We start from the raw sequence: 25,038 nt of genomic DNA, 5'->3' as shown, positions 1-25,038 counted from the left end.
AGCAGTCGTTTCGTAAGGCTATTGCAATCAAAGCGAGAAACGGTAGTATATGCCCCCACAGCGTCGGCACGTAGCGCAGCCTGGTAGCGCACTGTCATGGGGTGTCAGGGGTCGGAGGTTCAAATCCTCTCGTGCCGACCAAATATATATTCGGTTAGTCTCGTTCACTACCGGAAACCCCACAAAAACCCGCATTCTCACTGAGTTTGCGGGTTTTTTGTTGCCTGTTATCTCTCGGCATACCCCGTTTACAGCCGGAAAGTTTAGTTATACGCTTAGTTATACCATCCCATATAACTACAAAAGCGTATAACTACGATGGCTCGTATAACTACCCCACTGACCAATACCGAGATCAAAGCCGCCAAACCTGCCGAGAAGGAATACACGCTACAGGACGGAGATGGGTTGTATCTGCTGGTGAAACCGAGCGGTTCTAAAATCTGGCGTTTTAACTATTACCGCCCCGATACAAAGAAACGTGCATTAATCAGCTTTGGTTCATTCCCTGCTGTTTCTTTGGCCGAAGCCCGACAACGGCGTGAAGCGGCAAAAGCGCTGATAAGTAAAGGCATCGATCCACAATTCCATCAGCAACAGCAGCGCGAACAAAAGCAAGCCATCAACCTAAACACGTTCGCCAAAGTCTCCGCTGACTGGTATGAATTAAAAAAGTCTCAACCGCTGGCCGAGAACACCATTAAAGATATCTGGCGTTCGCTGGAAAAATACGTGTTCCCGTTCATCGGAACCCTACCGATCAGCCAACTTACTGCTCGTCACTTCATCACCGCGCTGGAACCGATACAGGCCAGCGGCAAACTGGAAACTGTCAAACGGGTAAGCCAGCGAATCAACGAGGTGATGGATTATGCGGTTAACTCCGGGCTGATTCCTGCTAACCCCGCCGCCAAGATCCGCAAAGCCTTTCAGACGCCGGTGAAAAACCATATGCCAACTATTCGGCCAGAGGCATTACCTGGCTTGATGAAAACGCTATCGGTCGCCAGCATTGAGTTACAGACCCGCTTATTGATTGAATGGCAGCTACTCACTGTTACCCGTCCCGCCGAAGCCGCTGAAACCCGCTGGAGCGAGATAAACCTGACAGATAAAACCTGGACGATCCCCGCAGGCCGCATGAAGATGCGCCGTGACCACATTATTCCCCTGCCCCCGCAGGCGTTAGCCATTCTGGACGCCATGAAGCCCATCAGCGGACACCGTGAATACCTGTTTCCATCCAGTAAAGATCCCAAGCAGCCGATGAACAGCCAAACCGCTAACGCCGCATTGCGCCGTATGGGTTACAAAAGCGTACTGGTATCCCACGGTCTACGCGCCATATTCAGTACCGCCGCCAATGAAGAAGGGTTCCCGCCAGATGTGATCGAAGCCGCTCTCGCCCACGTAGACACCAACGAAGTACGCCGCGCCTATAACCGCTCCACCTATCTGGAACAACGCAAGGTGTTGATGTGCTGGTGGGGTGAATTTGTGGAAACAGCCGCAACAGGAAAAGTGATGGCATCGGAAGGAGCCAGAGGATTACGCATCGCCAATAGCTAATACTGTATTTATATACAGTTAATTATTGATTCCTGTTAGTTGCCCTCCTAAAATGTGGTTATCCGGTGAAAACAGGCAGAACCGAGAACCCCATACCTGAATGTTTTTCTCCGCCAACTGGCACAAGACTCACTGATAGGGAGCATCATGAAAAAGCTGTTTAAGCTCAAAGAGTGGTTAACATTAGAAGAAACCGCCCGCAGACTGACCACCAGCTTTCAGGAAGAAGTATCCATTGCAGACTGTCTTCAACTTGCACTTGATGGCCACATCATCATTTCAGCGCTAATAGAAAAAAATCGCTATGGTATGTGGGCTGAAAAAAAGAGCCCTCTTAGCAAAGATCTTTTAGCAGGGTTTAACAAATTCTTATTAGAGAAAGGAATGCTTAAGGAAAATCCTCATGTGTTGGATGATGCACTTGAGGCAATATCAAATAGGATGCCTATACGCATGTCTCGATATGGGGAAGTGTTTCGCCTTGAAACAGGCATCTATGATCTACCGATGATAGGGGCTGAAGTATTGGATGTTTTGCACCTTTGTTCTATTCACCAAGGAAGGGAGCCAGCAACCTTTATTAATCTGGATGGACCATTTTTAATTGATGACGAACGATATATCAGCATAGTCGAACCTTTCATTGAGAAAGCTGTTGGATACAAAATGGATGACGCAGGAAAGCTAAGATTATTTGATGAAAAAAGAAAAGAATTCGTAACACCAGATAATTATCACTCATCGTTTTATCCCGCAGATGGATTACGTGATGTCGAATTTGTATTTCGTCGCGTAAATATTGAACAATTTGAAAAGCAGCAGTTGGATGAATATACCGACCTCGATCTGAATGAAAGTCTTTTCGTTATTGGCGCGATTATTGATGCACTAAAAAATACATCGACCAAATCAAAAAGATGGACACAAGATAGCCTGAAGCTAGAAATAGTCGAGAATACGGAGAACATCAAAAACCGTACTCTGGATAATTACTTTTCAGAAGCAAATAAATATTATAAATCAAACTGTTAAGTTTGCAGCGAAAATCGATTTTTCGTTGCGATGCCAATTCCCTCACTCTGTTATTGAATAGCCTCATCGACCGGATACGACCGGTCATTGATGAGGTATATCGCTATGAATCTGTTAGACAGAAAAATCCTGTTAAAGAAAGAAGTGAAAGCCATTCTGCGCGTTAGCTCGGACAGCAGCTTTCAGGAAATGATCAATGCCGGAGAATTCCCCAAAGGGTTTCGGGTCGGCTTACGGCGCGTAGGCTGGTTCGAGGATGAAGTTAGCGATTGGTTAAGGCAACGCATTGCCGAACGTGACCAGCAAACCGAAACCGCATAAACCGACACCTTCATTTTTATTGCCGCGATAGCGGCATATCGGAATCAAAAAAATATGATGATCCAAAAATCTGGCGCTGGCTGGAACGGGCATTGTTACGCCCAAAATCAGGGAATAGCCCTTTTTATACACAATGGCGAATCTATTTCTACCACTCAGGAAAATGCGCAACGCTTAGCAAAACCAATACAAAACGTATTGACGCTGGCGGGGCATCTGGCTTATCGTTTCGCTGTTGCCGCAAAATCGGCGACCAGGTTTGACAGCCTGAATGTACAAGCGGACGACCGCTTTAGTTTCATGCGGTTTTTTTACGTCCGTAAACCATGTTATGCCCAAATTATGGTGGGGCGTAATGGGGGAGCCTTCGGGCTCGCCGGTTTCTTGTACGCCGGTCTGTCAACCCTGTTACGTCTCACCACCCCGATTGACAGCGGTGTGGTGAGGTTTTCAAACCCGTACGAGAGGCCGCCGCTATGGTTGCTACCCCTACCCCGTCTCACCCTAATTTCACCTTTCTCTTTCTGGCTGTCTACCGCAGAACGCCGCACGAAAAACCGCACCGTAAAGCCATTATTGCCCCAAATGAGCGATCCGCTCGTCAGCATTTTGAGCCTGATTTTATTCTGTTCTTTGCTGGTCGCCTTCCCGTTCAGGAGGTGCGCCATGTTTGATAACACACCGCTGGAACAGGAAGAACTGATCGATCAGTGTCGTGCGTTAGCTTATGCCATCGTGGAATTAAGGGAACCGCAGGCAAAAGAGATCCTGATGTTCATTCTTGCCGAACGGCTTGATGCGCTCCACCGTGCGCAGGAGGACGAAGACGCATGAGCAACACGTTTATTCAAGACGTGCGGGCAAAAGCCAACGGCCATTGGGAGGGAATTTTGCAGCGCTTAGGCATCCCGACCAATCGGCAGGAAAGTGAATGCCCCAACTGTGGCGGGAATACCCGCTACCGTTTTGACGATAAAGAAGGCCGTGGCACCTATTTTTGTTCTCATTGCGGCGCAGGAACCGGGCTGGATCTGGTAATGAAGGTGAACAAGTGTGGCGCGAGGCAAGCTGCGGAACAGGTCGCCGAGGTACTAGCGCTTCCGTTGCCGGTCGTTATGCCCGCCAGTGAAAAGCCTGATAATCGTCTGATTACCGAACGGGTAAATTCGCTGGTGGAGAAGGCGGTATCAGGCCAGTCTGACTATCTGCTGAATAAGGGGCTGCAACGCCCCTCGCTACTGCTGGATGATGGTTCCCTGTTGCTGATACTGCAAAACATGGACAGCACCACAACCGGCGCACAGCTTATCAAACCCAATGGTGAGAAAAAGCTGATTGCCGGTAGCCGCAAGAAAGGCACATTCATTCCCGTTAGTACCCTACCCGAACACACAGACACGGTGATCATTGCCGAAGGATACGCCACGGCGCTTACGACATCGTTACTGATGCAAGGTGTCGCTATCAGCGCGTTAGACAGCGGTAATCTGATCCACGTTGCGCGGTCTTGTCGTGCTGTCTGGCCGGACGCCAAAATCATCCTTGCTGCGGATAATGACAACAAACCTGATGGTAGTAACACCGGAAAAATCGCGGCTGAAAAAGCGGCACTGGCGGTAAACGGTTGGGTGGCGCTCCCGCCGACAACTGAAAAAGCTGACTGGAATGATTACTACCAGCAGCATGGCGTGGCGGTATCCATATCGGCCTTTGCCGCCTCACTTTATCAGCCAGGACAAAAACAGCAGCCGTCTTTCGATTCCCCCTTAAAACCTTACGCAGATATTCGTCATGGTGGACTGTATTGGGTAGAGCCGAAAACGAATCGCGACAGCGGCGACATTATCGAGCGTGAAAGCTGGCTATCTGACCCTATTACGGTAGCAGGTATCGGATCGGATGAATCAGAGCGTTATCTGGTTTTAAGCTGGACGCCAAGCGGTGAGAACCAATCCCGTACCGAAGCCCTTCCAATGCGAGATATCAGCGAACGTGAAGGCTGGGCGCGATTACGTGCAGGTGGGCTGGCAGTCACGGCCAAAGGCGGATTACGGGCAATACTGGCCGATCATTTATGTCGTAGTCATGCGGGTTGTCGCTGGGCAATCGCCAGCGCCACTGGTTGGCAGCATGGCGCTTACCTGATGCCGGACGGTTCTGTTATCGGTACACCAAGCATTCCCGTCTTGTTCAACGGTAAATCGGGCGCGGCTAAAGGTTATGCCACCAGCGGAACGGCGCAAAGTTGGCGCGAAAACGTCGTAGCATTGGCACAGGGTAATCCCTCCATGATGCTGGGGATCGCCTGCGCCTTTGCTGCGCCCCTCATCGGGCTGGTAAACGCGGATGGGTTCGGCGTCCATCTGTTTGGCGGTTCGTCTGCGGGCAAAACCACCACCGGCGATATCGCCTCTTCCGTCTATGGCGATCCTAATGCGCTTAAACTGACGTGGTACTCCACCGCGCTGGGGCTGGTGAACGAAGCCGCCTCCCATAATGACGGCTTTATGCCGCTGGATGAAATCGGGCAAGGCAGCAATCGCAAAGCCGTGGCCGATGCCGCCTATGCGCTGTTTAACGGCGTAGGTAAGATTCAGGGAGCCAGAGAAGGCGGCAACCGAGAGCTAAAACGCTGGCGGGCAATGGCGTTCAGTACCGGTGAAATCGACCTGGAAAGCTATATCCGCGCTGACGGCGGGCGGGTGAATGCCGGTCAATTGGTGCGCTTGCTGAATGTCCCGATCACCAAAGCGACGGTATTTCATGGCTATCAGGATGGCAAAGCCCATGCTGACGCGATCCGGGATGCCAGCAACGCCCATTATGGCGCAGTTGGTCGGGCGTGGATCGCCTACCTTACCAGCCAGAAAGAAAATGCGCAGGCAACCTACCGCGAAACAGAGCGACGCTGGTTGTCACTCTTACCCGATGATGCCAGCGAACAAGTTCGGCGTGTGGCATCACGTTTTGCCGTACTGGAAGCCGCTTTGTTGCTCTCAGCCTCTTTTACCGGCTGGACGGCGCAAGAATGCCACGATGCACTGCAACATAGCTTCTATGCCTGGGTAAATGAATTTGGCATGGGCAACCGTGAAGCCAAAGCCTGGGTAGAACAGGCTGACGCCTTTTTGCACCAGTTTGGCTACAGCCGTTATTTACCGCATCCCAATCCTGACCCCCGTGATCTGCCTATCAAGGATCTGGCGGGTTATCGGGTGAAAAAACCGGGAGCCGATACGCTGGTGTTTCACACCTTCCCTGCCGTGTTCAATAACGAAATTGCCACTGGTGCCAATGCCGCAGCGTTTGCACAGGTGTTAGCCGATGCCGGAATGCTGGATAAACCGACCAAAGGCATTACACGCAAATCTCTGCGCATCGACGGCAAACAACCGCGCTTTGTGGTGCTCATGACACTCGACGACGAGGAAGAGTAAATCACGCGTAAAGTAAAATAAGGTCGGTTCGGTAGGTTCAGTCGGTTCATTATTTTAATACATTGATTTATGGTTATTTTTATTTGAATAGTGAACCGACCCTGAACCGACTTTAGCCATTTTGAACCGACCTAACCAAACGCCCCTTTTCTGGCTGGCTTGATGAACCGACCTACACACCGCGTAAACCTACCCATAGGTCGGTTCAATTCTAGGAATAATTATCCTATCTATCAATCGGTTGACTACGTGAACCGACTGAACCTATCGAACCGACCCACTTTTGCTTATCTATAAGAATTTGCACAGACAAAAATCATGATGGGTTAAACCATTACCAGCAAGAAAGTGCGCAAAACGACACAGAGCGAGTATGGAAAAATGCACAATATGGTACGCAGTTGTGCGCATTACTGTGCGAACTGCGTACCTCGCTGCAACCCGCACCACGCCTAATTTTATTCAATTTGAAATCAATTTTTTGGTCGGTACGCATGTATCGAAATGCTAAGGTTTTTTGCGCAGTCGGCGCGGCGGGGAAATGGTATGGGGAATGTGCTTAAAATGGCAGATTGGGGGCGATTTCGATCTATGACAGAGTGAAACATTACTGGAGATCGACTAAGTTCGACGGCCTGCTATGTGCCAGAAGCAGAAGTTGCTAGGTTCGTACTGCATGAATCATTGAGGAACAGATCATACCACTTGAAAGCATCGTGCTATGGACACAATTATCTTCATCGACAGTAAACAAACCTAGGCCTTGTTGAAGAGAGCATCTTGGACTGACTGCCGAAATGTGATCAGCTTTAACTATCGTAATAAACAACCTGTAGGGGTCGGTTTTTGTGCTATAAATCAAAAAAAATTAGATAACACCGCCACTTGAAATTATCTTTTTATTCTATAGTGATTTACAATGGCAATGAATAACGTGAATTACACATCTTTTGTCAAATAAATACATGTGGGGGGGGTAATATGTTTGATGATTTTGATTTTAACCTACTAAGCTCTGATGAATTTAAAGAGGATTCAGTTAGAGAAGAGTTGATTTTACCAATTATTAAAGCTCTTGGTTATAAAGCATCGGGAGATAGCCGTGTAATCAGGAGCAAAACGCTTACACATCCATTTGTCTCAATAGGTTCACAGCCAAGAAAGATTTCAATAGTACCGGATTATGTTTTTCTTTCTAACGACCGACCATATTGGATTCTTGATGCAAAGGCTCCTAATGAGAAAATAACCAAAAGCATGCACGTTGAGCAAGCCTATAGTTATGCTATACATCCAGAAATAAGGGCGGAAATGTATGCTTTGTGCAATGGGAATGAATTTGTTCTATATAGCATCCGGGAACTCCACCCAATACTCAGATTTTCTTTAAAAGACATTGATAATCACTGGGAAAAATTATTTAGGATATTAAATCCAGATATTAAAGCTAATCCGGATGTTTTGAATTATGCGCCTGATTTTGGAATTCACATTCGAAAAATGGGTTTGGTTAAAGATGGTTTTTTTAGTGCCCCAGCTATAAACACTAAATTTATTAGTCGATTGAGCGAACGGTCATACACGTGCATATCTACAATACCCGGAGATATTGATATGGCCATTTCTCTGGACTTTAACAAAAAAACATTTAAACAACTACTTAAAGTACTTCCATCAGAACAAGCAAGTAAAATTAGACAGGCTTTAGGTCAACAGCCTTTTCATATAAATTTCTCTGAAAACGACCCTGACGTAAAATTCGGGATCACAAGTAATATCAGTAATGAAATACATCACAATGCTGAAGAAAGCTATATTCCTTTCATAGTTAAAGAGGTATTTCCTTATAATAACTCCATCGACGAATGGGAAGAGTTAGCCAAAAGAGAAATGGAGTGAATTGGTATTTTTTATTTTGCATAAAATTTTTGGTAAATGATTCTCGCGTGTGAGTTTAAACCGATGTAAGCCGGTTTTTTACAGTAATATGCTCCCAAATATGAACTACAGCATCCATTCATAATTCACTGCTCAGCTCCCATTACATTAGCTAATACATTGCATTATAAGTAAAGCCACTTATCAGTGGTGAGGATAATTGCGAACTTCCACTTTTCGCTCATAGATGCCCTTTGGTACTCCTGTGCCAAAAGCGGAGGTTACCTCTCGGGGGCATTAAAGATTAGCCTTGGCTATTATGATAAATTCATTCAACTGTCAGGGTTCAATTAGGGTGAGAAAAATGCTCTTGGAAAAGCTGAAAGCACTTGAATGCAGTCTTCACGGTGCCCGGCGGAAAGATCGGAAATGGCTTGAACAGATATTGCATCCCGAATTTCGGGAAATTACACGGTCAGGTGTAATAGTTGACCGCGCGGAGACGATAGCATCTCTGGCTGGCGAATTAAGTCCAACGATCATTCTTAGCAGTGATTTCCGGCTGCTCAGCATGGGAGAGTACTGCGCCATTCTGCACTACAAGACGTTTAATTCGGACGGCAGCCGAGCATCCCTACGTTCTTCTTGCTGGGTGTATTCTGACAGGGGGCAATGGGAGCTGGCTTTCCATCAGGGAACACCAGAGGCGGGTGCGGTATAAGTTTGGCAATGATACGCTAAAAAAACCACCAGCCCGGTGGGTATCTCTTACAGGCATGAAAGGCCAATGTCAGCTTCACGCCCTGAGACATTCGACAAGCTTTTTATGGCCTAAGTAAAGACGAGTGTCGCTCTTCCAATGCCAGCAAATATTTCGCTTCGTCGTAGCGGGTTCTAGTCTTCCAGCAGCGGTAAATGATCCTTATCCATTTAAACGCCAGAGCCCGGATAGCTGAGTGATGCGATTTCCCTTTTTCTCGCTGGCTCTGGTAATAAAGTCTGGCCCAGTATGATGAGTTAACCGTCTTCGCAGCCCATTCAACAAAGGTCTGCCTGACAAACTTAGCACATTGCCATCGCCAGTGAACCCAGGATTTCTGGCCACTTCGTTCTGTCACCGGTGCAATACCTGCGTAGTTTTGAATTTCTTCAGCGCTGTTAAACCGGTCACGGTTATCACCAAGTGCAGCAAGCATCCGTGGGCCCATACACGGCCCCATGCCCGGAAGTGATTTGAACAGCCCCCGCATCTGGCAATGTGTCAAACAGCGTTTCGATTCGCTCATCATAGGTTTTGATGATTTCACTCACGACTTTAATTTGTGTCGCCAGTGCTGTTGCCATCAAAGCATTAGCCTCTATAACACTCGGGTCTGTAGTCAATGGGATCGCGTTATCAATACTCGCAACACGTTGCTCGGTAAGGACCATTGCACGGCCACCTTTGGCATTCAGAAAGTTGCGGATCGTGTCGCGCCTGGCACGTTTCAGTTGTTGCAGACTGGGCCACCGTGTAATTAGTTCACACAACAGTAAACTCCCCCCCGGTGTGAGAACCACTCCAGGGGCTGAGGATAATATTGTTTAAGTGTGTTGATTATCCGATTCACAAAGCGGCGTTTATCTTCAACCAGCTGACGACGTTGCTCAACCAATTGCTGGAGCAACCGTATATCCACATTGTCGGGTTCAATGGCTTTTATCTTTTGGGGATAGCGTAGCATTAACTCTAATGCCAGCTCGGCATCCTGCGGGTCATCTTTAGCGCCGCTGGGCGAGAAAGCTTGCCGGTAACGGGCCAGGGACAAAGCATGGACAGGGAAAACGGTAATAAATGGATATTTTTGAAGAGAATACACCACGGGGCCTTTCTTCAGTTCGAGAGCTATAGCGATCCTGCCCTTCACCTTCTGGTGTAACCCGGTAAGCCAGAGATCAAGCGCTTCAGCTGTATGTTCAATTACATGGAATGCGCGTTCGCCGTTTTTAAACTGAACACAGACATCGTGTTTTTTATCTGCCCAGTCCAGACCAACATGTGCAGCAAATTGATTAGTCGCAGTCATCACCAACTCCTTTTCATCGGGGATTGGTATGCATTCCACGCTCTTCGAAAGAAATATAGCCAGCAGTTTATCTGCATGCCCTGAGTATTCGTTAGCGAACGTGGAGCACTTACTGGCTCGAAGGAAAAGCGGCGATCATCACATGATTCTCGCTCAATATTCGTAACCAGTAAGCGCATACCCTGAATCACTTCAAAGTGTAATTCTCAGGGTGCGAATGACTATACCTCGCTCATTGCAGACGATCAGCGATTAAATCACACCAGCACAGAGAACAACATTCCAGCTACCATTGAGTAGCCACTTGCCTCTCTCTCCCCACCTCACTACAATGTATACAAAACACACAATGTAGTGAGGTGGCAGCATGGGCGTCATGTCCGTTCGCTTAAATGATGAAACAACTGCGCAGCTTGATGCGCTGGCTAAAGCCACGGGACGTACCCGCTCTTTTCTGGCCGGACAAGCCATTGAAGACTATCTTGCGCGGGAAGCCTGGCAGATAGCAGAGATCGAACAAGCCATTAAAGAAGCCGATGCAAGTGATTTTATCTCACCAGATGAGATGGATAATCTGTTTAAAAAGTTAGGTACGGTAAGACATGGAAATTAAATGGCTGCGTAAAGCTGCGGCCAATTTGGAAGCCGAGTACCTGTATATCGCACAAGACGATCCACAAGCCGCCAGCCAATTCGTAGATGAAGTCCAAAGGTTAACGGAATTACTACCGCAACAGCCAGCAATGGGAAGACCTGGCCGTGTACCTGGAACGCGTGAACTGGTGTTAACGCACTATCCCTACATCATCCCCTACCGCGTGAAAGATAATATGATCCAGATTCTGCGCGTCTTTCATACGCACAGACGTTTACCGTCAAAATGGTGAACAACCTTTAACGAACGCACATCCACCAACTAACCGCCACGCAGCCATGAAAGAGAACAAAAAACATAACCAACAATCAAGATCATCTGGCTGGGGCGGGAAACGTATCGGTGCAGGCGCTCCCGTTGGTAACACCAATGCAGTGAAACATGGGGAACGCAGCCGCCAGGCATTCTTTCCTTTGGCTGGAGATAATGGACGATTCACGCCGTTGCAATTGCTACGTGCAAGAAACCTGATCCTTGCTGAACGTGTAGGCGAGTTGATGCACAGATCGCTTTCTTTGGGTACAGCCGAGTGGCGCGAGTTTATGTTACTAGATGGGATTCTATGGCAACACACCCGAAAAATGATGGTATTAGAACGTCGTAAAGCAAAATTAAATTTACAGCACAACCAGCGCTAAAAATCAGCGTATCAAGCGAAACTCAACTGTCATGCGCAGACTATTTCTCATGATGACTTTTCGTTTTAGTTATACGTTTAGTTATATGATAAAAAACAAACTCACAACCAAGATAATATAAACAAATAGTTAACCTATAAATTCAACTTCTCTCGTGCCACAAAAACCCGCATTCTCACTGAGTTTGCGGGTTTTTTGTTGCCTGTTATCTATTGGCATACCCCGTTTACAGCCGGAAAGTTTAGTTATACCGTCCCATATAACTACAAAAGCGTATAACTACGATGGCTCGTATAACTACCCCACTGACCAATACCGAGATCAAAGCCGCCAAACCTGCCGAGAAGGAATACACGCCGTTGTATCTGTTGGTAAAACCGAGTGGCTCTAAGATCTGGCGCTTTAACTATTACCGCCCTGATACGAAGAAACGTGCATTAATCAGCTTTGGCGCATTCCCTTCGGCTTCTTTGGCCGAAGCCGGGCAACGGCGTAATCAGCAAAGGCATCGATCCACATTGGCAGTTCCTCTGCCGGAAAGACCACTACCGGCACCATCGCATCCTCCGTGTATGGCGATCCCAAGATGCTTAAGCTGACGTGGTATTCCACCGCGCTGGGGTTGGTGAACGAAGCCGCCGCCCACAATGACGGCTTTGTGCCAGGACGTTGCTAATTAATTGTAGTGCTATTCAATGGGGAGCAGGCCACTGCCTGCATCCTTACCATAAGAGGATGCTAAACTTGCTAAAAATTGGCTGAATGTATTCAGCAAAGAAATTGTATCAGCGTAGAGTGAATAAACAACCAATCGTGGCAACTAAAGCAGAAAAAAACTTTAATCTTACTTTTTCTTTTTCTTTTAACAGATAAATCCCTAGAAAAGTAACCAGTACGGGTGAGATCATATAAATCGAGATGACCATAGAAATCTCTCCGTACTTAAGTGAGTAAATAAGAAGTAAGTAACATAGAGCACTAAATAATGACGCTGGGAGCGCAACTTTTATTAACTCCAGTTTAAAATTGAATCTGCCTTTTCGTATTAAAGAAATAATAATGGCGCTATTAAAAAAAGAAAATAGAACAATTACTGGCTCATTGAAGTAATCAGCACATATTTTATCAAATGTTAATGCAAATGCTATCATTAAACTTGCAGTAATTTCTAGTATGAAACCTAGAGCAGTACCTTTTCCTCTTATTTTTGATACTAGAAAAGGAGATCCCCAAATGAGACCCCCCCCTGCAAATTGCCACAAAGAAAAATATTCATTGAAAAACAAATAACCTATTATACTTGCCCACACTAATCTTAATCGGGAAATTCCTGATTTAACGGATGCTTCCAGGTATTTATCTGCATGAAACGTTAACAATGAAAAGCCTGCCCAGCATGCAGCAGCCAGAATGAGGAATACATAGGCTCTTATCTCAGCAACGTTTGGAAACACTGGATTCATAACAACAGCAGGAGAAACAATAGCAGCACATAAAAATTGGAAAATTATAGTGTAACTATATACATCTTTAACTTTAAGCATATTAAAGCGATGTGTTATTTTTTCAAAGCCTGAGAAAACTGCTGCTAAAAATGACGTTAGAATCCAGATATCCATGGTTTTATATCTTCTGCTCTTCTATATATTTAAACGACTGAATGATCACATTACGAGTCTCTGCTGAAATCAACATCTCTGCTGGCAGATCCTTTTCGCTTTTTAGTATACGATATTCATCATGCTCATTTGGACAAAGAGTTATTACGTCATTTGTAACTTGCACTAAAAAGTTCCACTGCCTTACTTTTTTATTCGTTTTAGTCTCATAGTCAAAAAAACCGAGGTAATGAATTAAATTATTTATTTTTAATCCTGTTTCTTCCAACAACTCCCTTTCAGCAATATCGAATATGGTGGTGTCTGATACCTCTCTTCCGCCACTCGGCAACTCCCAATAATCAGCAAGAAAATCTTCGCTTACTGCCCTCTTGATTATTAATATGCCTTCATCAATAACAGGAACTACTCCACCAACATGTTTCGTGACGCCATCCTGCTTTGCTGAAACTTCCAATGAAGATAGCAGTTTATTAAGAAGCTTTCTGTCAATCATATTATTTTATTCCTAAAAAAATTTCAGGTCTCGACACCACGGCTTCCGCTACTTTTTTAATACCTAAGGCATAACTAAGCATAATTTCTCTATCCTGTTCTCGCGCCCATACAGGGATCTTGAATGCGGATGAGAAAAATTTTTGAGCTCCTTTATATTCTGAGCGAATTTCTGCAGCCGGTTTAGAGTAAAGTCGCGGCATAATTTTTTCCGTTTTCCGGAATAAAGGCATATCCGCTATCACACCTGTTGAGGTAGGGACATCAACCTCTGAAAGGCCTTCAGCATGAAGCGCCGTAACAAACTGGTTCAATGATACTCCATTGGTTGCATTCGCATCGTAATTCATTACATACGCATACCAACTCGGTTGGCGATCATCAAAGACTGGCAGCTTTAGAAAAGGGATACCAGCCAAAACTTCAGAGATTTCGGCGGCAAATTTACGCTTAGTTTTAAGCCAAGCATCGAGGTGAGTGAATTGCTCTTCAGCAAGCGCAATTGCAAGAGGATGAGCGCGTAACTTCAAACCCATTCCTGATGTGCTGAATTCTGAAAGTTCATAATTTTTGGGGATTTCTGATCTGCAGCGTTTGTTATAATGCCCCTGTAATAGAGCTCTGTTATAGATGTTGTTGTTATCTGTCAATAGGATTCCTCCTTCACCGCCAGTCACAATCTTTTGCCCCTGCAGACTCCATGCTGCAATCTCACCAAAACTTCCCACTTTTCGTCCACCAATTTCAGCACCGTGTGCATGAGAGCAGTCCTCTATCACAGGTATATGATGATGCTGAGCTATTTTAATAATCGCTGGCATGTCACAGGGCATACCCCACATATGTGTGACTACAATCGCTCGGGTATTGTCAGTGATAAGCTCAGGAATCTTATTTGCATCAATATTTCCTCGTTCATCTGCATCGCAGAATACCAAAGTAGCCCCTGTATAAACTACTGGGCTCACCGTTGCAAAAAAGGTATAAGCAGGGCAAATTACTTCATCACCTGGTCCTAGCCCAAGTCCTTCAAAGGCTGAAAATAGAGCAGACGTTCCTGAATTTAATACGAGTCCTTTACTGCGCCCGTGGTAACGGGAGAACGTATCTTCAAATCTTTCAAACACTCCTGAACGATTATAAATAGAAATACTCTCGCCAAGTTGTTTGACCACTGCGTTAACGCTTGTTTCATCAATAATTGGCCATTCAAATTTTCCATAGCCATCAGCAAGAACTGAAACCCCACCCTCAATAGCTAATTTTTTTAATTTATCATCATGCATTTGTTATTTCCTTGTTTTCAGTATCTCTTGAATACTTGTATTTTGTTTTTATCACCCCTGATTTATATATTGCATCTATAATATAATGATGCTTAAGTTGCTCAATATTTTCAACCTCACTGTTACGGTGGGAATTCAAGAGTGAAGATATTTGTATTTTAAGGATTTCATCAGAGCTTAAATTATTTTTAATATGTTTTAGAAGCACACCTTGATGTGATAAGAGCTTCATCTCTTTAGGTGTGACAATAATAATTCCATTAGTTCCTATAAGCTTAACCTCCTCATTTTTATTGCCATAGCACCGCGATATCACAGCATTGCAGATAAAATCCTCATTGTACGTTGCCGAAGGAAATTCAAATAGTATATGGGCAGTATCCTCCACGTCATACTGCTGCTCAGGTTTGGCAATTTTGCTAATCTTTGCTGTAACAAAATCAGGTTCACCTAGATACCATACGATGAGGTCTATTAGATGATATCCCATATCAATGACTGCTCCACCGCCTGATACACACTTACTGGCCCGCCATCCCTCATCGAGTCGGTCAACAGAAAGTGTGTACCTGAATTCAGCGGAATAGATGTTACCGACTTCACTTATAAAATTACTGGCAGCCTGATAAGCAGGATTAAAACGTCTTTTAAGTAGTACAGCACAACTTGCTCCTGTCATTTTTAACATAGAGTAAGTATCTTCTGCTTCTCCAAGATCGATAGCAAAAGGCTTCTCTTTGATAAAATAACACCCCGGATAAGATAAAAGACTCATTGCATTAAAATACTGATTGTGCGGTAAGCAAAGAAGATAGATATCACATTTTTTGGATGCTGCAAGTTCCTCTATCGAGGTATAACATTCGGCATTTAGGTGAGAAGAGACTTTTGAAGAAATATCTTTATCACGGTCACATACGGCTGTGATATCCCATCCGGGAATCTGTTTTATTATTTTGATATACTCTTCGGCTTGTTTGCCTAGCCCCACGACTCCAATACTTCCCATTCCATCCATCCTTGTGTAGTTATTGGGAATGTGAAATTAATGAAGAATTACTTCATTAAAATTAAGGTAATGTTACATTTTTAAATAATGCATTTTTATAGCTATCATTAAATAAAGTTACCCATTCTAAAATGGACACTATTAATTAACCATTAACACACAGCTACCCTGCTCACAAACTAGTATTTAAGCCCTTTGTAAAGTGCACTCCTGAGACATAGTTCTGTAGCTATGTCTCATCAATAGATTTTCCGATAAAACACGGTTGTAACAGAAACAAGAAGTAGAAATTTTTTGTCACAATTTTTTATCAAATCACCACTGAGAATCTAGTTACTCCCAGCCAATTCTATCTTTGGCGGCTACGACCGCTTCACACTCGAAGCTGCCCGAAACCCTCCAAGCTCTCCGTTTCTAAAACGGACGTTATTTACATAATATGAGTCTGGACTAGAGTTACGCCTAGCGCATTAGACATATTGTCTCTGCGCTTGATGCGCGCGCACTATTTGTTAGCATGCTTCATCATGAAAAAGATCCGTAGTCATGATGATAGAATACACATCGTAGTCATTCACCAGTTTATTCGCATTCAAGCGGACATCATCTTCTGGTCGAAAGAAGGCCTCATCTGTGTCAGCAATGAATGCTAGATCCGTACGTTGGATTGTCTGGTCTATGAGATATCCAGCAGTTTCTTTCTCGGTCGTAATCTCTAGCCAGACACGTCCAGGCATCTGAACAACCCTTACGGCTACAATATCGGGACGTAGGTACATGGAATATTTTTCTCGAAGCCGTTGTGTTACATCTTCGGCTACATATTGCTCCGCGGAACTTTGGATTGGTTCCGCTAATTTGATCAATAACGCAATGGCTTTGTCGAGCGGGTAGCGAAAGAACTCGCGTGCCGTATTAACACGAAAATCTGTTAATTCCAGATGTACCCTAGCCTCCAGAGTTTCATGTTGTTCGGCAAATATTTCGAAGGCCACTTGAAAGGGTGTTGGAACACCTGTAGAGGATAATTCACGTGCCCTCATACGGGAATCACGTAGTGTTCGACCGACCTTAATCAATCCCGGCATGCTCGGATTGACCAAAATATATACATAACCTGGAACCATAGATAAACTTTCCTTTTTCTAAAGATCTATTTTCTTGGCGATAGTTTACTACAGATGTTGCTAAATGGATGATCCTTGCTCTAATAGCCACTACAACTCTAAAGCTGATTCAGAGATGCCAATAAGCATTATGCACAACGTCTATATCTCGCTCAAAGCAGTGCTTTGTGTACTGGCATCAGGTTGAGGTAATCACGCGTATGAAGAATCAGGTTCTCACATCCTATTAAAATCTTTTCTATTGATTTTATCTCTATCCGTACCATAAATTATGGTTGCAAAAAAACGTCCTAATTCCAAATGATGGAAGTGATTATCTTTAGCTTGAGATGCCATTGAGTTCAGTATGTTATAAAGACATTCAATAATCTCAATAACTAAAAGAACCCGATAACCAGCAAGCATCTCGCTTCTCTTGAGTAAATAATTTAATTCCCCAGGTGAGTTTATAGGATTCCTATTTTCATCGTAATACCCCATCACAAAGCTAGGTAATATTTCGCCAATATTCCGATATAGTTCACATTTTTTATCGATTACGTTTCTTTGTCTGTCAGTTAATAATTCATTGTAAATTCTCTTATCTATTTCATTATACCAATATTTCATTGGATCGTTATCATGATTATTAGTGATGAAGTCAACATTGCTATATCTTGATGATTTTGCGAATTCAGTTAATAATTCCATAACTCTATAATGAATTTCATGTAAGCCAGAAGGAAAATTAACTCTCCCTGTTACCAGCTCGAATAATACATTTAAATCATGCCCATAATTCTTTAATTCTTTAATTCTTTAATTCTTTAATTCTTTAATTCTTTAATTCTTTAATTCTTTAATTCTTTAATTCTTTAATTCTTTAATTCTTTAATTCTTTAATTCTTTAATTCTTTAATTCTTTAATTCTTTTCGTGAAGTATATTTTCCATTTTGATTATAATCATCAAGCATAAGGCAAGGCTTCATAAACCTCTCTAACCCTAGACTAACTCCTGATAATGCTTGAAAATATAGCCCTCTAGTTGCAAAGTTTGCTTTCCTCAAACAAGTGAGTCCTATTCCCAATAATTGCCTTGAAAAATCAACTTCATCAACAAACCTTCTGTATTTTTCGTCCATAAAAACCTCGGGCTACTAATTGATAACTCAGAGTAATTCTAGCAAAAAGGGCAATCAAGTTAAATCATCTGATTACTACCTAATTCCGTCATATAGAATCCACCGTTCTTTTGACGTCTATAACTCGCTCTTAACAGACGGTCAGCGACTAATTCACACCAGCATAGAGAACGATATTCCAGATACCATTGAGTAACCGCTTGCCTCCCTTCCCCTGGTAACTACGATGTATACAAAATACACAATATAGTGAGGTGGAGCATGGGCGTCATGTCCGTTCGATTGAATGATGAAACCACCGCGTAGCTTGATGCGCTGGCTAAAGCTACTGGACGTACCCGCTCTTTTCTGGCCGGACAAGCCATTGAAGACTATCTTGCGCGGGAAGCCTGGCAGATTGCAGAGATTGAACAAGCTATTAAAGAAGCCGATGCGGGTGATTTTGTCTCACCAGATGAGATGTACAGCCTGTTTAAAAAGTTAGGTACGGCAAGACATGGCGAATGCAGCCGCCAGGGCATCTTTCCTTATGAGACTACGATTGGGACTACGATGAAAATCCAATAGAAAAAACAATTAAAATCAATCAATTGAAAAATAAATTGAATTTCTCTCGGGCGGTTTTCTACTAACTGAGTATTGTATTTAATATTGAGGCCAGGCCAACCGCCCCTTTGCATACCAGAGATTTATCATCAAGACTTAAACCAAAGACGTAGTCTGCGCAGGCATTGTGATTTACACTGCGCGCTGCAAAAACTGAGTAGATAAACGATTAAGTAGGCGGTAATGGCGATGAACGGAACGATCACAACCTGGTTTAAAGATAAAGGTTTTGGATTTATCAAAGATGAAAACGGTGATAACCGTTATTTTCATGTGATTAAAGTCGCCAATCCTGAACTGATTAAGAAAGATGCGGCGGTCACTTTCGAACCCACCACCAATAACAAGGGTTTGTCAGCTTATGCTGTGAAAGTCGTACCGGAGAGCAAATACATCTATATTGCGGGCGAGCGCCTTAAGCTCACGTCGATCAAGTCTTACCTGGTTTACCGCGAAGAAGTGTCTGCCGATACCCGCATTGATAAAGAAAATGCGGTGCTGTCTGTGGGGGTACTGATGGGTAATATCAGGCCGAAATCAGCCACTAAGCCTGGTGAAATGCGCTCGCTAAAAAAACTGGCGATCACTACCTTCCAGGGAACGACGTTAATCTTCTCAGAAGATGAGATAGACGTGGATGCCACGGTAAAACTGCTCAAGGTCTGAAATAATTCGCACTGACCCTGTGCCGAAATCCTGCGCCATTCATAAGCAGAATTTCGGCATCGCTTACCAGCCGCAGTACGCCGTGATATATAGATCTTTTATAAACGCTTCTAACAACCAGACCATATCATGTAGCAGCCCGGTTAATGCTTTCGCCACATTGGGCGGCAGTGTTCCCCCAGAATGGCTTGCGTTAATGCCTGCGCATCGTCCACTTGTAATGCGGTTTCCTGCCAGCAGTTCGTTATCAACTCAAGCCACATAGTGATCAGGTACTGCAACCTGGTACAGCCTCAAAAATTACAGGTATAATCCCACACATTATTCAACTGGTTTAGAAACGAAGATGACAAAACTCACCTTACAAGAGCAGATGCTAAAAGCTGGGTTAGTGACCAGCAAAAAAATGGCCAAAGTCCAAAGAACAGCCAAAAAATCACGAGTTCAGGCGCGTGAGGCAAGAGAGGCTGTGGAAGAAAATAAAAAATCACAACTTGAACGTGATAAACAGCTAAGTGAACAACAAAAACAAGCTGCTTTAGCTAAAGAATATAAAGCTCAGGTGAAGCAGCTCATTGAAATGAACAGAATTGACATTTCAAACGGCGATATTGGTTTTAACTTCACAGATAATAAGTTAATTAAAAAAATAGCTGTGGATAAGCTGACTCAGGCTCAGCTGATTAGTGGTCGTCTCGCCATTGCTCGTTTGGTTGTTGATAACAGTGGCGAGAGTGAATACGCTATTATCCCCGCTAGCGTAGCCGATAAAATTGCGCAGCGAGATGCGAGCAGCATTGTATTAAATAGTGCGCTTAGTCAGGAAGAGCAGGATGAAGAAGATCCGTATGCCGATTTTAAAGTGCCCGATGATTTGATGTGGTAATTAACGTTTTGCAGATACTTATGTATGAAAAGTCCCTGAGGGCTTTTCATTAAGATGCTTTGCTCAACCCTTTCAATGTGGCCTTTTATTTTCTGGGGTGTGAAGCGGAGATGTCTAACAGTCAATCAACGATAAGTTACAGATACTGATAATATCTCTTCTTATAATGAAGCAGTGTCAGCATATACCCGAATTGATATCGAAAATGTGGTGGCTATCTGTGGGTGTACTAATTAATAACATCAGGCCGAAACCTTGCATCATTCATAAACAAGATTTCGGCATCACTAGCTGACCTAAGGGAGTCAAGCCATACAATTGTAGTGAATAAATGAGACAATGATCTTCATTTGCTAAAAGCACGCCCTGACGATTTATTCACAAATATTTAAAATATATCGCACGAACATTTACTCGTTTAATTTCTTATCCTCTGTAAGAACATCCTCGAGGAAACGCACCGCATTGCGCAAAGCCTGATCAGCTTCAGGCAGGATCCCTGCTAGAAGATGCCATACATGGAACATTCCAGGCCAAACTTCGAGTGTGGTGCGTACACGCGCTTCCCCTAAATTTGAAGCTAGTCGGATAGCATCACTCAGCATGACCTCATTCTCACCGATCTGGATTAGTATCGGTGCAAGCCCTTGGACATCAGCATAAACGGGGGAAGCATCAGGATGTGTAGGAAGCTCACCGGCGAGAAAACACCTTCCCAAGATGTTGAGAAAATCCACGCTACAAATCGGATCAATCCCCTCGCGGGTGGTCGCAGACAAACCGCTATGGGTAAGATTTGCCCATGGTGAGATCGCCACCCCGGCGGCGGGTAGCGGAATACCAGCATCGCGAGCCTTGCGCATCATAGTGACGACCATCGCGCCGCCTGCTGAATCACCTACCAGAGCGAGATCGCGGGGATGAATGCCACGGTCCAGAATTGCACGATAAGCTGAAAAAACATCATTAATTGGCGTCGGAAATGGGAAATCGGGCGCCTGCCTATAGTCTGGCGTGTAAACCCTGGCTTTCAACGCTTTGGCAAGACGCCCCGTAATTCCACGGTATGCTTCGACACCCCCATGCACATAGCCGCCGCCATGAATGTATAGAACGACTCTGCTCCCAACGTGTTCCTCCATCTCGCTGATCATTGCAGGAGCATCGCCTAACGTAGTGGTCTTATAGGAAATCCCCTCGATCGCAGGGAAAATTTTTTCAAGACTTTGCATATAGTGAGCGCGTACTTCCGGCCAGCTAGCTTCAGACTGACCATAGAGCTTCTGAACAACCGGGCCAGCGGCAGTGATCCATCCATCAAGAGCATTTTGGGCATTTTTCGACAGCATTGTTGAAACCTCACTCAGTTAAATTCTACAATGACAGTATATTCAACACATTAACGAAAAGGGTTCCCCAATGGTGGGAAAAAAAATCCCAGTGGCTAAACCAAAAGGCTCGGATATAGATATTGGTGCACTGCGTATCTTTGTTGCTGTTGCAGAGGCGGGGAGTTTTGTTGCAGGCGGTAAGGCAATGGGACTGACGCGTTCTGCGGCGGGTAAAGCACTGGCTCGTTTGGAAAACTATCTTGAGACACGGCTTTTCCAACGGACAACTCGTCGCTTATCTCTCACGACAGAGGGGCATGAATTTTATCATCGATGCAGTCAGTTGCTGGAGGATCTAGAAGAAGCTGAAGCTACCATTCGTCAAAATCCACTACGGCCAAAAGGCATACTTCGACTTACCGTTTCAGAAGGCTACGGCAAAATGATTATTTTGCCGTTTCTCAATGAATTTCTAGAGGCCTCACCAGAATTGAGCATTGAGGTAAGCTTCACTGATCGGGTTGTTGATCTTGTAGAAGAAGGATTCGATCTCGCCATCCGAGTAGGTAGTGCAACCACAAGTTACCAATACATAACGCAGGTGATCGACAGGGCATGGCCACACCTTTATGCATCCCCCAACTATCTCGAAAAGTGGGGAATTCCGAACTCGTTTGCTGAGATAAAAAACCATCGGCGTCTCGTCTATGGTCTGGGAACGACTCCCACCGCATGGACACTGGTTGATAAAGAGCAAGGTCAGATAACTCTAGACGGCCCGGCTTATGCCAGATTTGACAGCGGAGATGCAATTCGCACCGCATCCATCGCGGGGCTGGGTATCGGATATTTACCGTCCTTCATGATTGAAAAGGATTTATTTGAAGGCCGCCTGGTGCAAGTGCTGACTGATGTAAGAGGTGAAGAAATTGCTATCCATGCAATTTACCCAAACCGCAGGAATCTCTCTGTTCGGGTACGAGCTTTCATTGATGATCTTAGAAAATTTCTGAATCACACTTAAAAAGTGACATTTCTCATCCTGCGAACATGAACTTCCGCTTCACGCCCTGAGACATTTGACAAGCTTTGTATGGCTTCAGTAAGGGCGAATTTTGCTCTCTGCGTGCTCAAGTATTTTGCCCCGTCGTAGCAGGTTCCGGTCTTCCAGCAGCGGTAAATGATCCTTATCCATTTTAAACACCAGCGCCCGGATCGCAGATTGGTGAGATTTCCCTTTTCTCACTGGCCCTGGTAATACAGTCTGGCCCAGTATGAGGAATTTACCGTCTTGGCTGCCCATTCACGCCTGCCTGACGAATATTTATCTGACTTTTCAGGAACCAGATTAAACATTATATCCGAGACACTGAAGCAACCATTACGAAAGGTTTGCTCTATATTCCAGATCATCTGGTAAAAAGATAAAAGCCCCGCCGGGTTGTATCCGCCCGAACGGGGTCGCAGGCCCTTACCGTTGTTGATGGAATAGCCAATCAATGTGCTGCCTTACTGCACATAACCTTCTTGATTAATTTGCCCTGTCGCCAGGATTTCATCTTCTTCCTCAGTAATTTTTGGTGCGGCCAAACTGGTGCTGACACCCCAGTAGTAGCACACCAGGCTGACAATAGCAGACAGGATCATATCCATCGGCGCGCTGATAAGCCCTGTGCCACCAAAGGTTCCCAGGCCGGAAATCACCATTATGGCAATGTAATAAACCAACAACCACCATGCACAACCGACATCGCGCTGATGATGCTGACCTTTTTTCGCAAACAGTGCATATAGCACCCAGGCAACAATCAGTATCGGCAGCAAAATCACGTTAACCGACCACCCGCTCCAGTAAACCAGCATTGTACTGGCGACAAATGCCAGCGGGCTTAATAGGTTAAACAGCGGCAGGCGGAAAGGACGGTATAAATTCGGTAGATGACGGCGGAAAGCGCCTGCGGAAATCGGCCCTGGCAAGTAAGTAAAGACCGTTGCCGATGTCACGGCCCCAATCAGGCCCCCCCACATCTGGAATTCAGAAGGCAAAGTCCAGGCGATCGCCAGCACAAGTGATAACCAGAGCGCCCCACGCGGTACACCGGATTTCTCATCCACTTTGCCAAAGACTTTAAACAGGTGGCCGTTACGCGCCCAGGCAAACAGTACGCGGCTCGCCCCCGCGAGATAAATATTACCGGTACCTGCCGGAGAGATGACAGCATCAACCAGGATCAGGTTGATAAGCCAGGTGATCCCAAGGCTGCGCGCCAGATCAGCATAAGGGGATTGCAATACATGTTTCAGGCCATCCCAACCGTGGGCACTCAACGCTTCGGATGGTACCGCTCCCAGGAAAGCATATTGCAACAGCAGGTAAATAACAAAACTCAACCCAATGGCAATGATGATAGACAGTGGTACATCACGCTGAGGATTTTTCGCTTCACTGGCAAAGTCCACTGCCTGGCGGAAACCCAGATAGGCGAATACAATCCCGGCACCGGTCAGCGAGGAGAAGATACCATGCGTTCCGCCCGGCGGCGGCGGTGGTACATTCAGGTTGGCAGCATTGAAGTACATGAATAAGGTGACAATGGTTAGCAATGGCACAACAAATTTAAAGACAGTAACAATGGTATTTACCCGACCAAAGACTTTTACACTCCAGTAGTTGAGCAGGAAGAACACCAGCAGCAGCCCTATCTGAACAGCAAAACCGATCATTGTCGGGCTGCCATCAGTATTCCCCAGAGCAGGCCACCAGTACACAGCGTACTGACGCACGGCTTCCACCTCCACCCCTGCCGTACTGGTATAAGCAAGTAACGAACTGACGCCAATCACGAAACCCACAACATTACCATGGGAATAATTAGGATAACGGACAAAACCGCCAGCACGTGGTAACGCAGCGGATAATTCCGCAAACACCAGCCCGATTAATAATACGATGATGGCCCCCAGAATCCATGCCCAGCCAGTCTGTGCTCCTGCATACCCGGCGCTGGTGAGCGCGGCATAAAGCCAGCCAGAGCCAATCATTGACCCTATTCCCAGCAAGGTGAGATCGACTAATCCCAGCTCTTTCTTAAGTCCGTGTTTCACCATATGACATACCTCTTGTTTTCAGTTTCGGCACTCACTGGCCCGACTGTCTGAACCATTCGTTGATGTGATGTGTTGTGTGTAACAAGACTAAATGAGCAGGTTACATGCCATCGCAGGTATCTATAGGTAAATAAATATGTCTTTTTATAATTCAGGTATCGGTAGGTAACTGGAGAATGAAATTTGC

23 protein-coding genes, 1 tRNA gene and 6 pseudogenes are annotated in these 25,038 nt (G+C 45.1%); 18 read left to right on the top strand and 12 right to left on the bottom strand.

The genetic code is table 11. The features are described from left to right. Nucleotides 1-64: 64 nt before the first annotated feature. From PCO85_08565 to PCO85_08525, 9 genes and pseudogenes are all read left to right on the top strand, one after another. Nucleotides 65-141, top strand: a tRNA-Pro gene (locus PCO85_08565). Nucleotides 142-318: 177 nt separating this feature from the next. After that, nucleotides 319-1,569 (top strand): integrase domain-containing protein, encoded by a 1,251-nt coding sequence (locus tag PCO85_08560; GenBank protein ID WJV55422.1) that lies wholly within the window; start codon nt 319-321, stop codon nt 1,567-1,569. Nucleotides 1,570-1,716: 147 nt separating this feature from the next. Continuing rightward, nucleotides 1,717-2,601 carry a hypothetical protein gene (locus tag PCO85_08555; GenBank protein ID WJV55421.1) on the top strand — a complete coding sequence of 295 codons (885 nt, stop codon included), beginning with the start codon at nt 1,717-1,719 and terminating at the stop codon, nt 2,599-2,601. 105 nt (nt 2,602-2,706) lie between these two features. Next, complete coding sequence (locus PCO85_08550; protein WJV55420.1) at nt 2,707-2,922, top strand: AlpA family phage regulatory protein; 216 nt, start codon at nt 2,707-2,709, stop codon at nt 2,920-2,922. Nucleotides 2,923-3,180: 258 nt separating this feature from the next. Continuing rightward, a pseudogene (locus tag PCO85_08545) lies at nt 3,181-3,348 on the top strand (host cell division inhibitor Icd-like protein). A gap of 50 nt (nt 3,349-3,398) precedes the next feature. Next, entirely contained in the window at nt 3,399-3,596 is a 198-nt protein-coding gene (locus PCO85_08540) for a host cell division inhibitor Icd-like protein (GenBank protein WJV56037.1), read from the top strand. A gap of 156 nt (nt 3,597-3,752) precedes the next feature. Beyond that, nucleotides 3,753-6,359 carry a DUF927 domain-containing protein gene (locus PCO85_08535; protein ID WJV55419.1) on the top strand — a complete coding sequence of 869 codons (2,607 nt, stop codon included), beginning with the start codon at nt 3,753-3,755 and terminating at the stop codon, nt 6,357-6,359. Between the two features lie 981 nt (nt 6,360-7,340). Further along, nucleotides 7,341-8,258 (top strand): type I restriction enzyme HsdR N-terminal domain-containing protein, encoded by a 918-nt coding sequence (locus PCO85_08530; protein WJV55418.1) that lies wholly within the window; start codon nt 7,341-7,343, stop codon nt 8,256-8,258. A gap of 343 nt (nt 8,259-8,601) precedes the next feature. Beyond that, nucleotides 8,602-8,958, top strand: coding sequence for a DUF4440 domain-containing protein (locus tag PCO85_08525; protein ID WJV55417.1), 357 nt, complete (start codon nt 8,602-8,604; stop codon nt 8,956-8,958). Nucleotides 8,959-9,061: 103 nt separating this feature from the next. On the opposite strand, the pseudogene PCO85_08520 reads toward PCO85_08525, so the two are convergent. Beyond that, nucleotides 9,062-10,303: pseudogene (locus PCO85_08520) on the bottom strand (IS110 family transposase). A gap of 367 nt (nt 10,304-10,670) precedes the next feature. On the opposite strand from PCO85_08520, the gene PCO85_08515 reads away from it, so the two are divergent. The 5 genes and pseudogenes from PCO85_08515 (at nt 10,671) to PCO85_08495 (ending at nt 12,260) form a co-directional block, all read left to right on the top strand. Further along, the gene (locus PCO85_08515) at nt 10,671-10,916 is read left to right on the top strand and encodes a CopG family ribbon-helix-helix protein (protein WJV55416.1); all 246 of its coding nucleotides are present in this window, start codon (nt 10,671-10,673) and stop codon (nt 10,914-10,916) included. Further along, nucleotides 10,906-11,190 (top strand): type II toxin-antitoxin system RelE/ParE family toxin, encoded by a 285-nt coding sequence (locus tag PCO85_08510; protein WJV55415.1) that lies wholly within the window; start codon nt 10,906-10,908, stop codon nt 11,188-11,190. The genes PCO85_08515 and PCO85_08510 overlap by 11 nt, the downstream gene beginning before the upstream one ends. Before the next feature lie 46 nt (nt 11,191-11,236). Further along, complete coding sequence (locus tag PCO85_08505) at nt 11,237-11,596, top strand: hypothetical protein (protein ID WJV55414.1); 360 nt, start codon at nt 11,237-11,239, stop codon at nt 11,594-11,596. A gap of 284 nt (nt 11,597-11,880) precedes the next feature. Next, nucleotides 11,881-12,090: pseudogene (locus PCO85_08500) on the top strand (integrase arm-type DNA-binding domain-containing protein). A 32-nt stretch (nt 12,091-12,122) separates the two neighbouring features. Beyond that, nucleotides 12,123-12,260, top strand: a pseudogene (locus PCO85_08495) (DUF927 domain-containing protein). Nucleotides 12,261-12,381: 121 nt separating this feature from the next. On the opposite strand, the gene PCO85_08490 reads toward PCO85_08495, so the two are convergent. The 7 genes from PCO85_08490 to PCO85_08460 form a co-directional block, all read right to left on the bottom strand. Further along, nucleotides 12,382-13,215: an EamA family transporter gene (locus PCO85_08490; protein ID WJV55413.1), complete on the bottom strand. Its 834-nt coding sequence runs from the start codon at nt 13,213-13,215 to the stop codon at nt 12,382-12,384. A 4-nt stretch (nt 13,216-13,219) separates the two neighbouring features. Next, entirely contained in the window at nt 13,220-13,711 is a 492-nt protein-coding gene (locus tag PCO85_08485) for an NUDIX hydrolase (protein ID WJV55412.1), read from the bottom strand. 1 nt (nt 13,712) lies between these two features. After that, nucleotides 13,713-14,996, bottom strand: coding sequence for a DegT/DnrJ/EryC1/StrS family aminotransferase (locus PCO85_08480; protein WJV55411.1), 1,284 nt, complete (start codon nt 14,994-14,996; stop codon nt 13,713-13,715). Next, entirely contained in the window at nt 14,989-16,005 is a 1,017-nt protein-coding gene (locus tag PCO85_08475) for a Gfo/Idh/MocA family oxidoreductase (GenBank protein WJV55410.1), read from the bottom strand. Before PCO85_08475 ends, PCO85_08480 begins: the two co-directional genes overlap by 8 nt. 512 nt (nt 16,006-16,517) lie before the next feature. Then, entirely contained in the window at nt 16,518-17,132 is a 615-nt protein-coding gene (locus PCO85_08470; protein WJV55409.1) for a GIY-YIG nuclease family protein, read from the bottom strand. A gap of 216 nt (nt 17,133-17,348) precedes the next feature. Beyond that, nucleotides 17,349-17,822 carry a hypothetical protein gene (locus tag PCO85_08465; GenBank protein WJV55408.1) on the bottom strand — a complete coding sequence of 158 codons (474 nt, stop codon included), beginning with the start codon at nt 17,820-17,822 and terminating at the stop codon, nt 17,349-17,351. 204 nt (nt 17,823-18,026) lie between these two features. Then, nucleotides 18,027-18,254 (bottom strand): hypothetical protein, encoded by a 228-nt coding sequence (locus tag PCO85_08460; GenBank protein WJV55407.1) that lies wholly within the window; start codon nt 18,252-18,254, stop codon nt 18,027-18,029. Nucleotides 18,255-18,569: 315 nt separating this feature from the next. On the opposite strand from PCO85_08460, the gene PCO85_08455 reads away from it, so the two are divergent. Beyond that, nucleotides 18,570-18,821, top strand: coding sequence for a CopG family transcriptional regulator (locus PCO85_08455; GenBank protein ID WJV56036.1), 252 nt, complete (start codon nt 18,570-18,572; stop codon nt 18,819-18,821). 222 nt (nt 18,822-19,043) lie between these two features. Further along, nucleotides 19,044-19,526: a cold shock domain-containing protein gene (locus tag PCO85_08450; GenBank protein ID WJV55406.1), complete on the top strand. Its 483-nt coding sequence runs from the start codon at nt 19,044-19,046 to the stop codon at nt 19,524-19,526. A gap of 63 nt (nt 19,527-19,589) precedes the next feature. Here the strand turns inward: PCO85_08450 and PCO85_08445 are convergent. Continuing rightward, nucleotides 19,590-19,774 (bottom strand): annotated as a pseudogene (locus PCO85_08445) (hypothetical protein). A gap of 98 nt (nt 19,775-19,872) precedes the next feature. On the opposite strand from PCO85_08445, the gene PCO85_08440 reads away from it, so the two are divergent. Further along, nucleotides 19,873-20,412, top strand: a complete 540-nt coding sequence (locus PCO85_08440; protein ID WJV55405.1) for a DUF2058 domain-containing protein — start codon at nt 19,873-19,875, stop codon at nt 20,410-20,412. 410 nt (nt 20,413-20,822) lie between these two features. On the opposite strand, the gene PCO85_08435 is transcribed toward PCO85_08440, so the two are convergent. Then, nucleotides 20,823-21,761 (bottom strand): alpha/beta hydrolase, encoded by a 939-nt coding sequence (locus PCO85_08435; GenBank protein WJV55404.1) that lies wholly within the window; start codon nt 21,759-21,761, stop codon nt 20,823-20,825. 70 nt (nt 21,762-21,831) lie between these two features. On the opposite strand from PCO85_08435, the gene PCO85_08430 reads away from it, so the two are divergent. Then, the gene (locus tag PCO85_08430) at nt 21,832-22,767 is read left to right on the top strand and encodes a LysR family transcriptional regulator (protein ID WJV55403.1); all 936 of its coding nucleotides are present in this window, start codon (nt 21,832-21,834) and stop codon (nt 22,765-22,767) included. Between the two features lie 13 nt (nt 22,768-22,780). Here PCO85_08430 and PCO85_08425 read toward each other — a convergent pair. Together PCO85_08425 and PCO85_08420 are read right to left on the bottom strand one after the other, a co-directional pair. Then, nucleotides 22,781-23,048: pseudogene (locus PCO85_08425) on the bottom strand (hypothetical protein). A 204-nt stretch (nt 23,049-23,252) separates the two neighbouring features. After that, nucleotides 23,253-24,851, bottom strand: coding sequence for an APC family permease (locus PCO85_08420; GenBank protein ID WJV55402.1), 1,599 nt, complete (start codon nt 24,849-24,851; stop codon nt 23,253-23,255). Nucleotides 24,852-25,038 lie beyond the last annotated feature (187 nt).

The organism is Prodigiosinella aquatilis (assembly GCA_030388725.1).
GTDB classification, from domain to species: domain Bacteria; phylum Pseudomonadota; class Gammaproteobacteria; order Enterobacterales; family Enterobacteriaceae; genus Prodigiosinella; species Prodigiosinella aquatilis.
This window is presented reverse-complemented; position numbering and strand designations above follow the sequence as displayed.

Bases quoted from the DNA above. Each gene is read 5' to 3' on its own strand.
- PCO85_08560 (WJV55422.1), top strand. From the start codon at position 319: ATGGCTCGTATAACTACCCCACTGACCAATACCGAGATCAAAGCCGCC.
- PCO85_08555 (WJV55421.1), top strand. From the start codon at position 1,717: ATGAAAAAGCTGTTTAAGCTCAAAGAGTGGTTAACATTAGAAGAAACC.
- PCO85_08550 (WJV55420.1), top strand. From the start codon at position 2,707: ATGAATCTGTTAGACAGAAAAATCCTGTTAAAGAAAGAAGTGAAAGCC.
- PCO85_08540 (WJV56037.1), top strand. From the start codon at position 3,399: ATGGTTGCTACCCCTACCCCGTCTCACCCTAATTTCACCTTTCTCTTT.
- PCO85_08535 (WJV55419.1), top strand. From the start codon at position 3,753: ATGAGCAACACGTTTATTCAAGACGTGCGGGCAAAAGCCAACGGCCAT.
- PCO85_08530 (WJV55418.1), top strand. From the start codon at position 7,341: ATGTTTGATGATTTTGATTTTAACCTACTAAGCTCTGATGAATTTAAA.
- PCO85_08525 (WJV55417.1), top strand. From the start codon at position 8,602: ATGCTCTTGGAAAAGCTGAAAGCACTTGAATGCAGTCTTCACGGTGCC.
- PCO85_08515 (WJV55416.1), top strand. From the start codon at position 10,671: ATGGGCGTCATGTCCGTTCGCTTAAATGATGAAACAACTGCGCAGCTT.
- PCO85_08510 (WJV55415.1), top strand. From the start codon at position 10,906: ATGGAAATTAAATGGCTGCGTAAAGCTGCGGCCAATTTGGAAGCCGAG.
- PCO85_08505 (WJV55414.1), top strand. From the start codon at position 11,237: ATGAAAGAGAACAAAAAACATAACCAACAATCAAGATCATCTGGCTGG.
- PCO85_08490 (WJV55413.1), bottom strand. From the start codon at position 13,215: ATGGATATCTGGATTCTAACGTCATTTTTAGCAGCAGTTTTCTCAGGC.
- PCO85_08485 (WJV55412.1), bottom strand. From the start codon at position 13,711: ATGATTGACAGAAAGCTTCTTAATAAACTGCTATCTTCATTGGAAGTT.
- PCO85_08480 (WJV55411.1), bottom strand. From the start codon at position 14,996: ATGCATGATGATAAATTAAAAAAATTAGCTATTGAGGGTGGGGTTTCA.
- PCO85_08475 (WJV55410.1), bottom strand. From the start codon at position 16,005: ATGGGAAGTATTGGAGTCGTGGGGCTAGGCAAACAAGCCGAAGAGTAT.
- PCO85_08470 (WJV55409.1), bottom strand. From the start codon at position 17,132: ATGGTTCCAGGTTATGTATATATTTTGGTCAATCCGAGCATGCCGGGA.
- PCO85_08465 (WJV55408.1), bottom strand. From the start codon at position 17,822: ATGGAATTATTAACTGAATTCGCAAAATCATCAAGATATAGCAATGTT.
- PCO85_08460 (WJV55407.1), bottom strand. From the start codon at position 18,254: ATGGACGAAAAATACAGAAGGTTTGTTGATGAAGTTGATTTTTCAAGG.
- PCO85_08450 (WJV55406.1), top strand. From the start codon at position 19,044: ATGGCGATGAACGGAACGATCACAACCTGGTTTAAAGATAAAGGTTTT.
- PCO85_08440 (WJV55405.1), top strand. From the start codon at position 19,873: ATGACAAAACTCACCTTACAAGAGCAGATGCTAAAAGCTGGGTTAGTG.
- PCO85_08435 (WJV55404.1), bottom strand. From the start codon at position 21,761: ATGCTGTCGAAAAATGCCCAAAATGCTCTTGATGGATGGATCACTGCC.
- PCO85_08430 (WJV55403.1), top strand. From the start codon at position 21,832: ATGGTGGGAAAAAAAATCCCAGTGGCTAAACCAAAAGGCTCGGATATA.
- PCO85_08420 (WJV55402.1), bottom strand. From the start codon at position 24,851: ATGGTGAAACACGGACTTAAGAAAGAGCTGGGATTAGTCGATCTCACC.